We start from the raw sequence: 15929 nt of genomic DNA, 5'->3' as shown, positions 1-15929 counted from the left end.
CTTGAGGGGCGGGACGTGCTCTTACTTCTCCGCGGCCACGACCGGCGCGGCTTCCGCCGCACCGTCCGACTCGTCGGCCTGGCCACCCGTGGCGGGCAGCTTCACGACGGCGGCCACGAGTACGGCGGAGGCGACCGCGACAGCGGCCCCGATGCCGCCGATGACGTTCAGGCCGTCGGTGAACGCCTCACGCGCGGAGGCCAGCAGCCCGGAGGCCGCCTCGGCGGACAGGCCCTGCGCGGCGTCGACCGCCCCGGCCAGCGAGTCACCGGCGTAGTCCGGCGCCCCTTCCGGGACCTTGACGCCCGCGTGGTAGAGGGCGGCGCCGAGGCTGCCGAGGATCGCGACGCCCAGCGCCATGCCGAGCTCGGTGCTCGTCTCCGAGAGGGCCGCGGCCCCGCCGGCCCGCTCCGGCGGGGCGGCCCCGACCACGATGTCCGTGCCCAGTGCGATCAGCGGGCCGCCGCCGGCGTACACGAAGGCGAAGCCGGTCACCACCTGGGCGATGCCCGAGGTGCTGTCGGCCATGCTCAGCATCAGGTGGCCGACCCCCGAGACGAGGAGGCCGACCGCCACCACGTACGCGGGGCGGAAGCGGCTCGCCGCCATCGGGGAGACCACCGCGGTGACGATCAGCGCGAACGCCGCCGGCAGCAGGTACAGGCCCGCCTTCATCGGGCTCAGGCCGCCGACGAGCTGCAGGAACTGGGTCACCATCAGGTACGTGCCGCCCGCCACCAGCATGCTGAGCAGCAGGGTCACGAGCGCGGTGCGGAAGGTGGCGGTCCTGAACAGCGCCAGGTCCATCAGCGGGTTCTCCAGGGTCCGCTGGCGGCGGACGAAGAGGACACCGACGACCAGGCCCACGACGAGGGCGGCGACGGGCACAGCGCCGAAGCCGTCGTTGGCGATCTCCTTGAGGCCGTAGATCACCGGGAGGATGGCGGCGAGCGACAGGGCCACGCTCGTCAGGTCGAGGCTGCCGGCCTCCTCGTCACGGTACTCCGGCAGCAGCATCGGGCCGGCCACCAGGAGCAGCGCCATGATCGGCACACCGAGCAGGAAGACCGAACCCCACCAGAAGTACTCCAGCATGGCGCCGCCCACCACCGGGCCGAGCGCGATGCCCACGGAGAACATCGTGACCCAGACCGCGATGGCCACACCGCGCTGCCGCGCGTCCTGGAACATGTTGATGATCAGGGCCAGCGTGGAGGGCATCAGCGTGGCCCCGGCGAGGCCCATCGCCGCCCGCGCCACGATCAGGGAGACCGGGCCGTCGGCGTAGACCGCCGCCAGTGAGGCGAGGCCGAACGCGGCCGCGCCGATCAGCAGCAGCTTGCGGCGGCCGATGCGGTCTCCCAGGGTTCCCATGGTCACCAGGAAGCCGGCGATCAGGAAGCCGTAGATGTCGATGATCCACAGCATCTGGGAGGCGGAGGGGTCCAGGGCCGCGCTGATGTGCGGCACGGCGAGGTGCAGCACGCTCACGTCGATGGAGAGCAGCAGGGTCGGCAGGGCCAGGACGGCCAGACCCAGCCACTCACGTGGCGTGGCCTGTGCGGGGGTGTCGACGTCGGTGGTCAACGGTGTTCCTTTCGGGGACGTACTTGTCGCTGTCCGGCGCGGGCGCCGGGCAGAGGCATGAGGGGCGCCGCCGGAGGCGGCGGGGTCGAGGCGGGCAGCAGAAGCGCCGTGACGGCGGCCGCGTTGGCAGGGGTGTAGAGGTAGAAGTGGCCTCCTGTGAAGGTGCGGTACGCGAAGGAGCCGGAGGTCTCCAGCGACCACAGGTGCATCCGGTCGCCGATCACCACCGGGTCGTCGACGGCGCCGAGGGCGAGGATCGGGGAGGCGACCCCGGACCGGGGGCGCCGGTAGGTCTCCATCGCCTCCAGGTCGGCGCGGATCGCCCGGAGCGACGGGCCGATCAGGTCGGCGCGGTCCCTCACCCCCGGGGACATCCCGCCGATGTCCGTCAGGTGCGTCAGCAGCTCCTCGTCGGTTCTGAGGTGGGCGAAGGGCGGCTCGCTGGGGAAGCACGGCGGCTGCCGCGCGGACACCGCGAGACGGGCCGGAGGCAGGCCCTTGGCCTCCATCGCGCGGGTGAGCTCGAAGCCGAGCACGCTGCCGAAGCTGTGCCCGACGACCGCGTAGGGCAGCGGTTCCAGCTCGGCGAGTTCGCCGGCGAGCGCCTCGATCATCGGCTCCACCCGGTTCATGGGCGGCTCGGCGATGCGCGCGCCCCGGCCGGGCAGCTGGGCCACGACGCACTCGACGTCCTCCGACAGCACCTGCCACCAGGAGCGGAAGGCGGAGGGCCACCCCCCGGCGTGCGGGAGCGCCACCAGCCGGAACCGCGGGCGGACCCGGGGCGCGTACCCCGGGCCGCTCACGGCGGTACGGCGGGCGCCGCTGCCGACCTTCATCCACCAGCCGCTCATCCCGGCCCCGCGTCCCCGGACACGGCGTGTCCGGCCGTCACGGGCAGCCCGGCCGGCGCGCCGCCGGCCAGCAGCGGGTGGTGCTTCTCCAGGTGCAGGATCACCCGCTCCTGGTGGCGCTGGAGGCGCTGCCCCGGAAGGTGCTCCAGGGAGTGCAGGAACGGGTCCTCGGGCGTCGGCAGACCGGCGATCCCGGTGGCGGTGCCGAGCACCAGCATCGGCTGGTACCACGCCGAGTAGCCGCCCTCGTGGGCGAACACGACCCGGCCGCCCGTCAGTTCGTCGGCGAGCCGGACCATGGCCGAGGCCATGGCGTGGAAGGTCCGGCTGGTGCACATCATCCGGCCCATCGGGTCGTGGCCTCCCGCGTCCACGCCCGCCGCCACCAGGATCAGGTCCGGGCCGAAGGCGCGGGCCGCCGGCTCCACGATCCGCTCCATGACCGCGAGGTAGGCGCCGTGGCCCGACCCGGCCGGCAGCGGCACGTTGAGCGTGCTGCCCGTTCCCTCGCCGGCGCCGGTCTCCATGACGAGACCGGACGCGGCGGGGAACAGCCCGTCCTGGTGGACGGAGATGTACAGGACTTCGGGGTCCTCGTAGAAGGTGCGCTGGATGCCGTTGCCGTGGTGCACGTCCCAGTCGAGGATCAGCACCCGCCGTGCCCCGTGGCACTGTGCCGCGCGGGCCGCCACCGCCAGGTTGTTGTAGAGGCACAGCGCCATCGCCCGGTCGGGCTCGGCGTGGTGGCCGGGCGGTCGCACCAGGCAGTAGGCGCGGTCGAACCTGCCGTCCAGGACGCCCGTCGCGGCCTGGACACAGGCGCCGGCGGCGAGCCTGGCCGCCCGCGCGCTGTGGTAGTTGACGTGCGCGTACACGCCGGCGTCGCCGGCACCGGCTGCCGAGGCGGCCTCGACCCGGTCGATGTGGCCGGGGACGTGGACGAGGAGCAGTTCCTCGTCCGTGGCGGGCGCCGGGGTGTGGGCCGAGTAGTGGTCCATCACCCCGGTCGCCTTGACCAGGCCCTCGGCACGCCGTAGGTCCGGGTCGACCGCGAACTGCCGCAGCGGTTCGACGCCGGGCCCGACCGGTACGTATCCCGAGCCGGCGCCGGGGTCGTGCCAGAAGCAGATCTCGTGGCTGAACCACGCGAGTCGGGAGCCGCTCACCAGCCGGACACTCCCAGCGAGGCGCGGCTGACGCCGGACACCTTCTCGATGTACTGGAGGTAGTACTCGCGCTCCTCGTCGGGTGTGCGCTTGGTGCTCAGCGTCGTCTCCAGCAGACGGAGGATCTCCTCGGCCTCGGCAGGGGTCAGTCCCCTCTCGCCGATCTCCTTCTCCAACGCGCGGATGCGCGCCGCCGGCTCCGCGACTCCGGACGCGAACGCCGCCGGGTCACTGTCGTGGTTGCGGGTCGAGGCGATGGTCTTCAGAACCGCTCCGAAGAACGCCGTGGTGTCGGTCATGGTCGGATCCCCCTTGCTCGCGGTGCATCGGTCGGTGCGTCGGTCGGTGCGGGTGCGCGGTGGTCCCCCGTGCCGGGGAGCGGTGCCGCGCGGGTGTGGTCGGTCAGTGGATGAGGCCGCAGGCGCGGCCGGCCTTCTCGAGCGTGACGACCGCCGCGTCCAGGTCGGCCTCGGTGTGGCTGAGGTTGACGATGGTCCGCAGCCGGGGAAGGGTCCGCGGCACGGCCGGGTACACGATCGGCTGGACGAAGAGCCCGTCCAGCTGGCACAGCCGCGCCATCTCCACGGCCTGGTCGGCGCTGGAGCAGATCAGGGGTACGACGGGCGTCTCGCTGGCGAGCGTGTCGAAGCCCAGGGCGTGCAGCTGGTCCCGGTACCGGGTGGTCCTGGCCCGGAGTTCACGCGGGAGGGACGGCGCGGCGGCCATCACGTCGACGGCGGCCTTGGCCGCGGCCACCTGGGCGGGCGTGGCCGCCGCGGAGAACATCCAGCCGCGTGCGTTGTTCTTCAGCGCGAAGATCAGGTCACGGGAGCCGGCGACGTAACCACCGGCGCTCGGGACGGTCTTGGAGAGCGTGCCCATCTTGACGTGGACGCGGTCCGGGTCGATGCCGAAGTGCTCGGTGATGCCGCGCCCTGTGTCGCCCAGCACGCCGAGGCTGTGCGCCTCGTCGACCATCAGCGGAGCGTCGTACCGCTCGCACAGCTCCAGGATGCCGGGCAGGTCGGCCACGTCGCCGTCCATGCTGAACACCGCGTCGGTGACCACGAGGCGCCCGCCGTCGCCCGCCTTGCGCAGGGCCCGTTCGAGGTCGGCGAGGTCGTTGTGGGCGTAGGTGACGACCTTGGCGTTGGACAGCCGGTACCCGTCCAGGATGCTGGCGTGGTTGTAGACGTCGCCGATCACGGTGTCGCCCGGGCCGACGAGGGCGCCGACCGTGGCCACGTTCGCCATGTAGCCGCTGGAGAACACGATGGCGTCCTCCGCGCCGAGGAAGCGGGCGAGGGCCAGCTCCAGCTCGCGGTGCAGGTGCAGGGTGCCGGCGAGGAGTCGTACGCCGTGGGCGCCGGTCCCGTGCTGCTCGACGGCGCGCAGCGCCTGCTCGTCGATGTACGGGTGCCCGATCAGGCCGAGGTAGCTGTACGAGGCGAAGTTCAGGAACCAGCGTCCGTCGAACTTGATGCGGGAGCCCGACGCCTCCTCGATCACGGGCTCGTAGAAGTACTCGCCCCGGGCGACGATCCCGCGATCGTCGCCGGACAGCGCGTCGATACGGCGGTCGAGGAAGGTGCCCTGCGGCGCGTCGGCCAGCCGGCCGGGGAGGGTACGGCGGGGAACGCGGGGCCCGGCGGCGGGCGTCGTACCGGGGGTGGGCGTGACGGCGGGGTGAGGCAGGGCGGCGGGGTGGGGCACGGTCGCCTGGTGGGGCAGGGCGGCGGGGACGGAGGTCGTGGCGGGGCCCGTGCGCGGGGAGAACGGGCGGGCGGGCGTGGGGGTCGGAGTCGGCGCGGAGGCCGGTGTCGGCGCGGGGGTCGGGGCCGTCCGGGCCGCGGGGGCCGCCGGGGCGGGCTCCGTCTGACGGAAGCGGTCCCAGTCGGGTACGAAGCCGTTGGAGGCCTGGGCGGGAGCCGGCTCCGGTGCGGGCGGCAGACCCTGCGTCCGTACGACGGGCGTCGGGGCCTGCGGGGCCGGAGAGGCGGGAACCGCGGGGGCCTCGTAGGGCGACTCACGGAGCGCGGGTATGGGCGGGTGCGGCGCCTGGACGGCGGCGCGAGGGAGCGACTCCAGGTGCGTGAGGAGTGTGCCGACCCGGGTGTGCTCGAAGAACGCCATCGGGTCCACGTCGAGCCCGTCGGCGGCCAGCGAGGCCGCGAGTTCGACGGCCATCATGGAGTCGAGGCCCAGTTCCAGCAGGTCGTCCTCGGCGGAGACCGAGTCGAGGTGCAGGACCTTGCCGAGGGCGAGGGTGAGCGACGGCCAGAGGCCGGCGTCGGGCGTGACAGCAGTCATGGATGCGTCCTTCGCATTCGCGGCGGAGAGTACGTAGTGCGCGGGTGGGCGGCTCAGGGCCGCGTGGAGCAGGGCGATGCCGTCGTCCTCGGTAAGCGCGGCGACGCCGTGCGCGGCGGCCTTGGGCGCGATGCTCTCGCCCATGCCGACCGTCCACAGGCCCCAGCCGAGGCTGTACCAGGGGAGGCCCTCGGCCCGTCTGCGAGCGGCGTAGCCGTCCATGTAGCCGTTGGCCGCGGCGTAGGCGCTCTGGCCGAGGTTGGCCCGGACGGCCGCGATCGAGGAGAACAGGACGACGAAGGCGGGGTGTTCACCGCCCGAGACGAGGTCGGCGAGGACGTGCGTACCACCCACTTTGGGGCCGAGGACGGCGTCCACCCGGTCGGGCATGAGGCTGCGGGCGAGTCCGTCGCGGAGCACTCCCGCCGCGTGGAACACCCCGTCGAAGGGGCCGGCCGGCGACTCCCCCGGGGATCGGACGTCCGCGGCGACGACCTCGAGGTCGCAGCGCTCGGCGAGCCGGTCGAGGCGCTCTCGTGCCTCGCCCTGTGCGGGTACGGTCCGCCCGACCAGCGTCAGCCGGGCGCAGCCCTGGTCCGCGAGGAACTCCGCGACGCGTAAGCCGATGCCGCCCATACCGCCGGTGATCAGGAAGCGGCCGCCCCGGTACCGCACGTCGCGTGCGGGGGCCGGCGGTGCCGCCAGCAGTACGGGCTCGTACCAGGTGCCCTTCCTGAGGGCGAGCTCCGTGTCGTCCCGGCGCAGCGCCTCCCAGAGGGCGGCTCCGTCGACGTCCTCCGCTCCCCCGGCCCGGTGCGGGCCGGAGCCGAGGTCGGCCAGGCGGACCCTGCTGCGCGGGTGCTCCGTGCGCAGGGTACGGCCGAGGCCCCACAGGGCCGTCATGAAGGGGTCGACCTCGTCCCCCTCCGTCACCACGTGCGCGGTGCCCGTGACGATGAGGAGGTCGGGCATGGGCGGGCGGGCGGCGAGCCGGCGGACCAGCGCGAAGACGTCCTGGAGAGCCTTGGTCGCCGCCGCCGCGTCGTCCGCCGAGCCGTCGGGAGCCACGTAGACGACATCGTGGGGGACGGTGCCGTCCGGCAGGGCGGCGAGTCCCTCGTCGACGAGCTGATCGGGCGTCAGATGGACGACGCGGTGGCCCTCGGTCTCACGGGGCGGGTGTGCCGCCACCAGCAGGACGGTGCGCTCGGCGCCGGCCGGCGGGGCGCCGGTATCGGTGGTGGTGGCCGAAGTGGCGGTGGCGGGTGACACGGCGTCGGCCGCCCGGGCGGGGCCGGCGGTTGCCTGGGCCGTCTCGCGCCAGACCAGGGCCTCGATCGTCGGGACCGCTCGCCCGGCCGCCTCCGGTGTCCGCCCAGATCCGGGACGCTCGCCTTCGGCGGGCGCCGGAGATGCCGTGGACACCGAGGACACCGCGGGGCCTCCGGGCACCACGGACGCCACAGGCGCCACGGGGAGGGCGGCCGGCCGGGGCGCCGGGACGGGCGCTGTGACGGTGTCTCCGGTGGGGGCGGGTGCCGCCGGGGCCGCGGCCTTGAGGGTGATCCGGTCCAGTTCCAGGAGTGTCTCCCCCTGCTGGCTGCAGACCACCGCCCGGCCGCGGACGGCGCCGCCGCCGGTGTCGCCGGTCTCGTCCCTCTCGACCAGGGCGAAGACCGTGCCGGAGATCCGGCGGCGGGCCACCAGTCGGCCGACGTACCAGGGCAGGCACATGCCGGCCGAGCCGTCGTCGAGCATGCCGAGCGCCTGGAAGACGCTGTCGAGCAGCGGCGGCGGTACGAACGGGGGCACCGCGCCGCCGTCCGCCCCGTCCTCGGCCCGGAGCATCAGCAGCATGCGACCGGGGCCCCGGTGCGCCGACCGGACGACCCGGTAGGCGGGCCCGTACGAGATCCCGCTCGCGTCCCGCCACGCGGCCATGTCCGCCGGCGGAACCTGCTGTGTGCAGCCCGCCCTGAGCGCGGCCACGTCGACGTAGCGAGGCGGCGGCAAGGGGGTGCTCGACACCCGGGCGGCACTGTGCTCGACCGGCTCCGCACCCGGCGCCGACGGCAGGGAACGGACCGCCTGCCGGCCCTCCCCGACCGCCGCCACCTCGATGGCGGCGGCCGGGCCGGGGACGGTCAGCGGCGTCTTGAACGCGATCTGCTCCAGCTGCCACACCCGGTCGGGCAGGTCGGCGGCGCAGGCGGAGATCAGGGCGTCGATCTGAGCGGCGGCGGGAACGACCGGGACACCGCCGATCCGGTGGTCGGCGACCAGCGGATCGGCGGCCCTGAGGGTGATCCGACGGGCGCTCACGTCCGCAACCCGAAGCGGCCTGTGGCCCGCACGAGGCCATTGACCTGGATGTCGACGGCGTGCTCGCCGGAGTAGTACACGCGCGTCTGGACCTCCCTGATGGGGTGGGACTTCTCCAGCGTCCGCTTCTCACCGGGGCCGAGTTCCAGCGTGGTCAGCTTGAAGACCTTGGGGATGCTGCGCCCGTTCTTGCGGACGTGGTGCACCACGTAGTCGACGGCGATGCTGTGGCGTCGGTCGTCGGTGTTCTCGATGTCGAAGTCGATGACGAGGGTGTCGCCGACGGTCACCGCGTCCGGGGTGATCCGCAGCCGGGGTACGCGCACGTGCTCGCCGCCGGTCGCCCCGAGCAGGCCCAGGGCCTGCTGGTCGCCCTTCTTCACGAGGGTCCGCAGAGCGTGCTTGACGATCCACCGGGTCTCGGGGGTGGGGCTCTCCTCCAGCCAGCGCAGCGCCGTGGCGAGTGCGACCTCGGGGTGGTCCTTGGAGATGTCGTTGAGGTTGTTGGCGACGGACTTCCGCACGTAATCGGACGAGTCGCTGCGCAGCGGTTCGAGGATCTCCAGGACCGGCTGCGGGTCCTTGACGAAGAAGGCCAGCGTGCGGTGCCAGGGAAGCCGGGGGCGGACGCCCTCGGTGGCCAGCCGGCGCACGTTGTGGCTGGGGCTGACAGCCCAGCCGGCCACCTTCTCCATCGTCAGCTCGTAGTGCTGTTCGAGGTAGGGCCGGATGGCGTACTCACCGGTGTGCCGCTTGGTGATCTCCTCGATGGCTTCGAGGGACAGCTCGGGGTGGTCCAGGCCGTACTCCTCGACGTAGCGGGCCACCGGCATGAGGAACCAGCTGCTGTTGAACATGCCCTCGCCCTCGGCGAGTTCGTCCTCGAGGATGGCGAGGAGGATCGGCACGGCCTTCGCGTAGTCCTCGGGGAGCCGCGTCCGCAGCCCTTCCGCGAGGACCAGGACCCGGTCCTTCAGCTCCAGTCCGGGGATGCGCTTCTCGGTCTCGGCCGCGTAGTCCTCCACGTCGAAACCGGGGTGGACGGATCGGATCTTGCCGCCGATGAGGCGGGCCGCGTCACCGTTGAAGTGACGCTTCAGTCCGTACTCGCTAGCCATGATGCTGGTACCTCTCGTTCGTGTGGTGCGGGTGTTGCACGTTGTTCGGATGGGTGGGGTCGGGGGTGGATGGGGTCGGGGTAGAGGGTCGGGTCGGTATCGGGGGCTGGGTCGCGTTCGCGTTCGCGTTCGGGGAGATCCAGTACCTCTGCCGGTGGAAGGGGTACGTGGGGAGGGTCATCGTGCGATGGCCCTTGCCGGCATGCACACCGGACCAGTCCACCGCTCCTGACGCCGTACCGGCATACGCCGCCACAGCCGCGTACACCTCCGCCTGATCCACCCGGTCACGACGCAACGTCGACAACCACAACGGCTCAACCCCCTGCCACGACGCTCGTGCCAACGACGTCAGCTGCGGCTGCGCACCGATCTCCCACACCACACCCGCACCCGAAGCGGCACCCAGCAGGCCGACGGCCTCCGTGAACCTCACCGGCTCACGAATCCCCCGCGCCCACAGCCCCGCATCCCGCACCGACTCCGCCGTATGCCAGCCACCCGAGATCGTCGAAGCGAACGCCAGCCGCGGAGCCGACCACTCAACCCCGGCCACCACCTCGGCGAACGGAGCCACCGCGCCCTCCATCAACGCCGAATGGAACGCATGACTCACCACCAACGGCTGCGACCGCAGACCCGACCCCTCACGGAACCGCGCCACCGCATCGGCCGGACCCGAAACCGTCACCACACGAGGCGAGTTGAACGCAGCCACCTCTACTTCGGGAAAGGACCTCAGGGCTTCGAGAACGGCTTCCGCATCACCGTGCACGGCAGCCATCGCACCAGCACCCGGCTGCGACTCCATCAACCCACCACGCACCACCGCCAGACGCAGCAGATCCTCCAGACCCACCACACCCGCAGCCCACCCCGCACTCAACTCACCCAGACTGTGACCCACCACCACATCCGGACGAACCCCCAACGACTCCAACCACCGCACCAACGCCACCTGCACCGACACAATCCCCACCTGCGCACACCGGGTCGTGCCGAGGATGCCGGAGGTGTCGGTGAACAGCAGGTCCAGCAGCGGGACTTCCAGCTGGCCGGCGAGGAGATCGGCGCATTCGTCGAGTGCGGCACGGAACGCCGGTTCCGTGCGGTAGAGCCCTTGGCCCATGCCCGTGTACTGGGAGCCCTGGCCGGTGAACATGAAGGCGATCGGGGCGGAGCTCCTGCCACCCTTTCGGGTGACGGGGGTTGTGCCTGAGGCGACGTCCCGGAGAGCGACCGCGAGTTCACCCGCGTCACGGCCTGACACGACCGTACCGAACCTGCTCTCCGCGCGGCCGGTGTTGGCCGTGAACGCGAAGTCACCCACGTGGTTCTCGTCCACGGTGGCCAGGGCGTCCGCGTACGAGCCGGCCAGCGCACGCGCGGTGGTCTCGTCCGCCGCGTCCACACGCACCAGGAACGACTCCTGCCCCACCACCTCACGAACCGGGGCCTCAGGTGCCTCCTCCAGGATCACGTGGGCGTTGACCCCGCCCATCCCGAACGCGCTCACCGCGCCGCGACGCGGACCATCCACCGGACGCGGCCACTCCGACACCCGATCCGCCAGGAAGAACGGAGTCCCCTCGAACCGAATGTGATCATTCGGTCGCACCACATGCAACGACGGAGGAACCACACCCCGCTCCATCGACAACAACACCTTCACCAACCCCGCAAGACCCGCAGCCGGCTCCAGATGACCCACATTCCCCTTCAACGAACCCAACGCACAGAACTGCGAACGAGACGTCAACCCCCGCCACGCACGCGTCAACCCCTCCACCTCGATCGGGTCGCCCAGGCTCGTGCCCGTCCCGTGCGCCTCCACCAGACCGATCGACTCCACCGACACACCCGCATCCACCAACGCAGCCGAGATGACCTCGGCCTGGGCCCGCGGGCTCGGCGCCGAGTAACGGGTGGTGCGGCCGCCGTGGTTCACGGCAGCGCCCTTGACGACGCCCCGGATCCGGTCGCCGTCGCGCAGCGCGTCGTCGCAGCGCCGCAGCACCACGGCCACGGCGCCCTCGCCGGGGACGAAGCCGTCGGCGGTGCTGTCGAAGGCGCGGCTGCGGTGGCGCGGGGAGAGGGCCATCATGTCGCCCATCGACCGGAAGTACTCCGGGCTGATGCCGGCGTGCACGGCCCCGATGACCGCTGTGTCGATGTCGCCGGAGCGCAGGTGCTGGAGCGCGGAGTGCAGGGCGACCAGCGAGGACGAGCAGAGGGTGTTGACGACCGTGCTGGGACCGCGCCAGTCCATCAGGTAGGAGAGCCGGTTGGCGATCATCGCCTCCAGGCCGAGGCCTCGGCCCTCGGGCACTCCGTGGCGGAAGCGCTCCTCGTGGTAGTGGTCGTGGCTGTAGGCGATCCACAGCCCGGTGCGGTCCTCGCCTGCTCGGGCGCCGCCGCGTCCGCCGTCCTCCAGGGCCTCCCAGATCGTCTCGTAGACGATGCGGGCCTGCGGGTCGATCAGCGGCGCCTCGCGGGCGGAGATCCGGAAGGGCGCCGGGTCGAACTCGTCGACCCGGTCGAGGAAGGACGCGTGCGGAAGAGGACCGGCGGCGTCGCCTCGACGGCTTTCGGGCAGCGGGCCGACCGTGTCGCGGCCCTCGGCGAGCAGCTCGGCGAAGGCCGTCAGCGTACTGGCCGTGGGCAGCCTCACCGCGGCGCCCACGACCGCGATGTCGCGCGTCCTGGTCGCGTGGGTGTCGTCGTGGGACGCGGCCTCGGTGGCTGAACGGGACCTGGCGACGGCAGTCACGCGCGCCTGGGGGGCGGGCGGCGGCGCCGGCTCCTGCGGATGGGGCGCCGACGGGGCGACCCGAGGTGCCTCGGCGGTCGGGGGCACCGGGGCCGCTGGAATGACGGGGGCCACGGGGGGAGCGGGGGCCACGGGGGGCGTCGGGACGGCCTGGGCTGTCGGTGCCTCGGATGCCGCCGGGCCAGCAGTCGTCGCCGGGGCGGCCGTGGCAGCCGTCGTCGACGGGGCGGCCGTGGCAGCCGTCGTCGACGGGGCGGCCGGGGCCGAGGGGCTCGGGAGCCGGTCGACGAGTTCGGGTGCCTCCTCCGTCAGGAAGTCCGCGAACTGCCGGGGCGTCGCGTACTCGAAGAAGACCGTCGGGTACAGGGACAGGTCGTGTTCCTGGGAGATCCGCTCGCTCAGTGCCACCAGGCCGACGGAGTCGAAACCGGCCGAGAGGAACTCGGTGTCGGCGTGCTCCTCGGACGTGCCCGTCAGAGCCAGGAACCAGGCCAGCGCCCGTGCGGACGGCGTACTGAAGACGGCGGGGGCCGGGTCGGCGGCGGGAGCGCCCTCGGCCTCGGCCAAGCCATCGGCAACGCCAACGGCGACGGCCTCAGGAAGAGGCTCCACCGGAAGCGGTGCGGCGAGGGCGGGTGCGGGATCGGCGGCCGGGGTGGCCGGGACCGTCGCCCGCACGGTGGCGGGGGCCGGGGCGGCGGCCGGGTCCGGTGCGGGCCCGGCCGCAGTGTCCTCGCGGAACGCCAGCGCCGGGACGCGCTTGGACGACATGTCGCCGAAGACCAGCAGCGGCGTGCCCGACTCGTCGGTGACGGTCTGGGTGACCCGGCACGCCTCGTCGTTCCAGAAGGCGATCTCGGTACGGACGTACGCGGCGTCGTCCAGCGGGCCCAGGACGTCGAGCCGCCCCACCGACAGGGGGATGAACGCGGAGGCGTCCGCGGTGCCGAAGACCGGGTTGGCCGGGTCGATGGCCGCCACGGTCACGCTGTCCAGGAGGCCCGGGAAGAGCTGGACGTCCGGCGGGTTCAGTTCGCGCTGGCGGGGGCCCTCGATCCGGGCGAGGGTGCCGCCGTCCGGCAGGCTCGCCACCCACGAGATGTTCCGGTAGTAGCGCCCGTGGTGGTAGCCGATGCGCCGCAGCCACCGGTACAGGCCGGAGCCCGCGTGGACGGCGGATCCGGCGCAGTCGGCCAGCAGGGGACCGACCTGGAGGCGGGGCGCCGGCTCGGCACGGGCGGCGAGGCGCCCGGTGACGAAGACGTCGCCGGTCTCCCCGTCCTCGACCCGGAACCGCCCGTCCCCGTCGACCCGGCCGACGACCCGCCGGGCCCCGGTGGGGATGAGGGGGCGGTGGAAGAGGATGTCCAGCGCGCCGTGGAACGGTTCGCCGCGCAGGGCGGACCCCTCGCGCAGGAAGTCGAACCAGGCCACGCCCGGGAGCATCAGCGTGCGGTACACGGAGTGCTGCGCGATGGGCACCTCGCCCGGGCCGAACACGCGGGCGTACGTGTATCCGGCGGGCCCCTCGTCGGACACCAGCTCGGCGGGCGAGCCGGGTTCGGCGGACCGGAGCGGCTCGGCGAGGTTCAGGGCGCGTCCGCGCGGCTGGGCGACCGGCAGCAGGCGCTTGCTCCACGCGGCGCCGGTGGTCTTCTGGAACGCGGCCCAGTCGATGTCGCGTCCGGCCTCGAACAGTTCGGCGGCGAGAGCCGCCAGTGCGGCTGCGGCGGTCCGCTCGTCACGGGCCCCGGCCAGGCGCGCGCCGACGTCGCGGCCGGCGGCATCCTGTCGCTCGGCATCGAGGGCCGGGTCGCCGTCGCGCCGCAGGACGTCGCCGAGCGCCTGTTCCAGCGGCAGGCTCCCTCGTACGAAGTCGGCGACCGGCTCCCAGCCGGGCGGGAGGTCGACGGCGTCTCGGGGCAGCCCCAGGTCGCGCAGCGCGATGGCGAGGGCGATCCCCGAGAGGATGCGGAGCAGTTCGCCGGAGAACGCGGCCAGCGGGGTGCCGGTGGCCGTCTCAAACTGGCGTACGACGTCGTGCACGGCGGGGGTGGAGCCGTCGAGGGCGGTGAGCCACGCGGGCGGCGCCGCGGCGGCTTCGGGGCGTACGGAGACGGTCGGGCGGGACGCGCCGGTGGCACCGGTGGTTCCCGGAGCTCCGGAGGCAGTGCGACCGGGTGAGAGGAGCTTGGCGCGCAGGGCGGCCGTCAGCTCGGCCGCGTCCTCGCCGACGACGGCCAGTCGCGCGGCGCGGTGCGGCCGGGCGAGCCGGGCGGTGGCGCACACGTCGGCCAGTTCCTCGGGCCCGCCCCGGAGGGAGGGCAGGAACTCCACCCACTGGGCGCAGAGTTCGCGCAGGCCGTAGGCGGTGTCGGCGGAGAGCGTGAGGACATGGACGGGCTGCCGGGCCCCGGTCGGAGCCGTTGGGTTCCGGCGGGCCGGGGCGGGGACCGCCTCGGCCACGACGTGCGCGTTGGTGCCGCCGAAGCCGAAGCCGCTCACCGCGGCCCGGCGGACCGGCACGTCGGGCCAGGGCAGGGTGGCCTCGGGCAGGTGGAAGGGGCTCTGGTCCAGGTTGAGGCGGGGGTTCGGGGACTCGACGGCCACGGCCGGTACGGTGCCCTCCCGCAGCGAGACGATGATCTTCGCGAGGCCGGCGAGGCCGGAGGCCGAGTGGAGGTGGCCGATGCGGCGCTTGACCGAGCCGAGCGCGACCGAGTTGCGCGGGACGCCGTGGCACCCGAACACCTCGGTGAGCGCCCGGACCTCGATGGGGTCGCCGATGGCGGTTCCGGTGCCGTGCGCCTCGACGTACTGCACGGTCGCCGGGTCGACGGTCCGGTAGACCTTGTCGAGCAGCTCGATCTGGGCTTCCAGGTTGGGCGTGGTGACGCCCATGGTGCGGCCGTCGTTGTTGACGGCGACCCCGCTGATCGCGCCGAGGACCAGGTCGCCGTCGCGGAGCGCCGCCGCCATCGGCTTGAGCACGAGGGCCGCGGCTCCTTCGCCGGGGACGTAGCCGTTGGCCCGGCGGTCGAAGGTGTGGCACAGCCCGTCCGGTGACAGCGCTCCCGTACGGGAGAGGAGGACGAAGGTCAGCGGGTCGATCAGGAGGTCGACCGCGCCGACGAGGGCGAGTTCGCAGCTTCCGGAGGCGAGGCTCTGGCAGGCGAGCCAGACCGCCGAGAGCGAGGAGGAGCAGGCCGTGTCGACGACGAGGCTGGGGCCCGCGAGGTCGAAGCGGTCGGACAGCCAGGCCGCCATGAAGTTCTGCGACCGCCCCCACAGGGCGGCCGGGCCGGGCCCGGTGGCGTCCGCCGGGGTGGGCACCGCAGGGCCCGCCAGGGTGGACATCGCGGGAACCGGAAGGCCGGGGGCGGTCGTGCCGCGGCCCTGGTCGAAGCCGTAGGCGTTCATCCGGGCGCCGATGAACACGCCCGCGTCGAGCCTGCGGCGCGCGCCCAGGTATCCGGAGTCCTCCAGGGCCCGGGCGCCGACCTCCAGCATGACCCGCTGCTGAGGGTCGAGGAGGACGGCGTCCTCGGCGGTCATGCCGAAGGCCTCGTGGTCGAAGGAGAAAGGGTCGACCAGGAACGCGCCCCGGTGGTGGGTACCGCGGTGCGGCGCCTCGCCGAGGTACAGGTGGCGGGCCCACCGGCTCGGCGGGACCTCGCCGACCTCGACCCCGTCGCCGCCCAGCATGGCCGTCAGGTCGGCCACGTCCTCGGCGCCGGGGAGTCTCGTCGCGAGGCCGATGACGGCGATGCGGGTGTCGAGCTCGCTCACGGTTGTCCTTTCG

General features: G+C 73.2%; 7 protein-coding genes. All 7 read right to left on the bottom strand.

The features are described from left to right. Positions 1 to 21: 21 nt before the first annotated feature. Positions 22 to 1587: an MFS transporter gene (locus tag AMK27_RS06290; protein WP_073903280.1), complete on the bottom strand. Its 1566-nt coding sequence runs from the start codon at positions 1585 to 1587 to the stop codon at positions 22 to 24. After that, a complete protein-coding gene (locus tag AMK27_RS06285) occupies positions 1584 to 2441 on the bottom strand; it encodes a thioesterase II family protein (RefSeq protein ID WP_079188224.1) in 858 nt (285 codons plus the stop codon). Before AMK27_RS06285 ends, AMK27_RS06290 begins: the two co-directional genes overlap by 4 nt. Next, positions 2438 to 3607: a class II histone deacetylase gene (locus AMK27_RS06280; RefSeq protein WP_073903277.1), complete on the bottom strand. Its 1170-nt coding sequence runs from the start codon at positions 3605 to 3607 to the stop codon at positions 2438 to 2440. The genes AMK27_RS06285 and AMK27_RS06280 overlap by 4 nt, the downstream gene beginning before the upstream one ends. Then, positions 3604 to 3906 carry a hypothetical protein gene (locus tag AMK27_RS06275; RefSeq protein ID WP_073903274.1) on the bottom strand — a complete coding sequence of 101 codons (303 nt, stop codon included), beginning with the start codon at positions 3904 to 3906 and terminating at the stop codon, positions 3604 to 3606. Before AMK27_RS06275 ends, AMK27_RS06280 begins: the two co-directional genes overlap by 4 nt. A 103-nt stretch (positions 3907 to 4009) precedes the next feature. Then, complete coding sequence (locus tag AMK27_RS41125; protein ID WP_079188223.1) at positions 4010 to 8239, bottom strand: bifunctional SDR family oxidoreductase/pyridoxal phosphate-dependent aminotransferase family protein; 4230 nt, start codon at positions 8237 to 8239, stop codon at positions 4010 to 4012. Then, on the bottom strand, positions 8236 to 9357 hold the full coding sequence (locus AMK27_RS06250) for a DNA alkylation repair protein (protein WP_073903271.1): 1122 nt from the start codon (positions 9355 to 9357) through the stop codon (positions 8236 to 8238). Before AMK27_RS06250 ends, AMK27_RS41125 begins: the two co-directional genes overlap by 4 nt. Beyond that, positions 9350 to 15916 carry a type I polyketide synthase gene (locus AMK27_RS06245; protein ID WP_073903269.1) on the bottom strand — a complete coding sequence of 2189 codons (6567 nt, stop codon included), beginning with the start codon at positions 15914 to 15916 and terminating at the stop codon, positions 9350 to 9352. Before AMK27_RS06245 ends, AMK27_RS06250 begins: the two co-directional genes overlap by 8 nt. Positions 15917 to 15929: the final 13 nt, after the last annotated feature.

Origin of the sequence: Streptomyces sp. CB02009, assembly GCF_001905825.1 — a bacterium.
In the GTDB taxonomy this organism is placed as follows: Bacteria; Actinomycetota; Actinomycetes; order Streptomycetales; family Streptomycetaceae; genus Streptomyces.
This window is presented reverse-complemented; position numbering and strand designations above follow the sequence as displayed.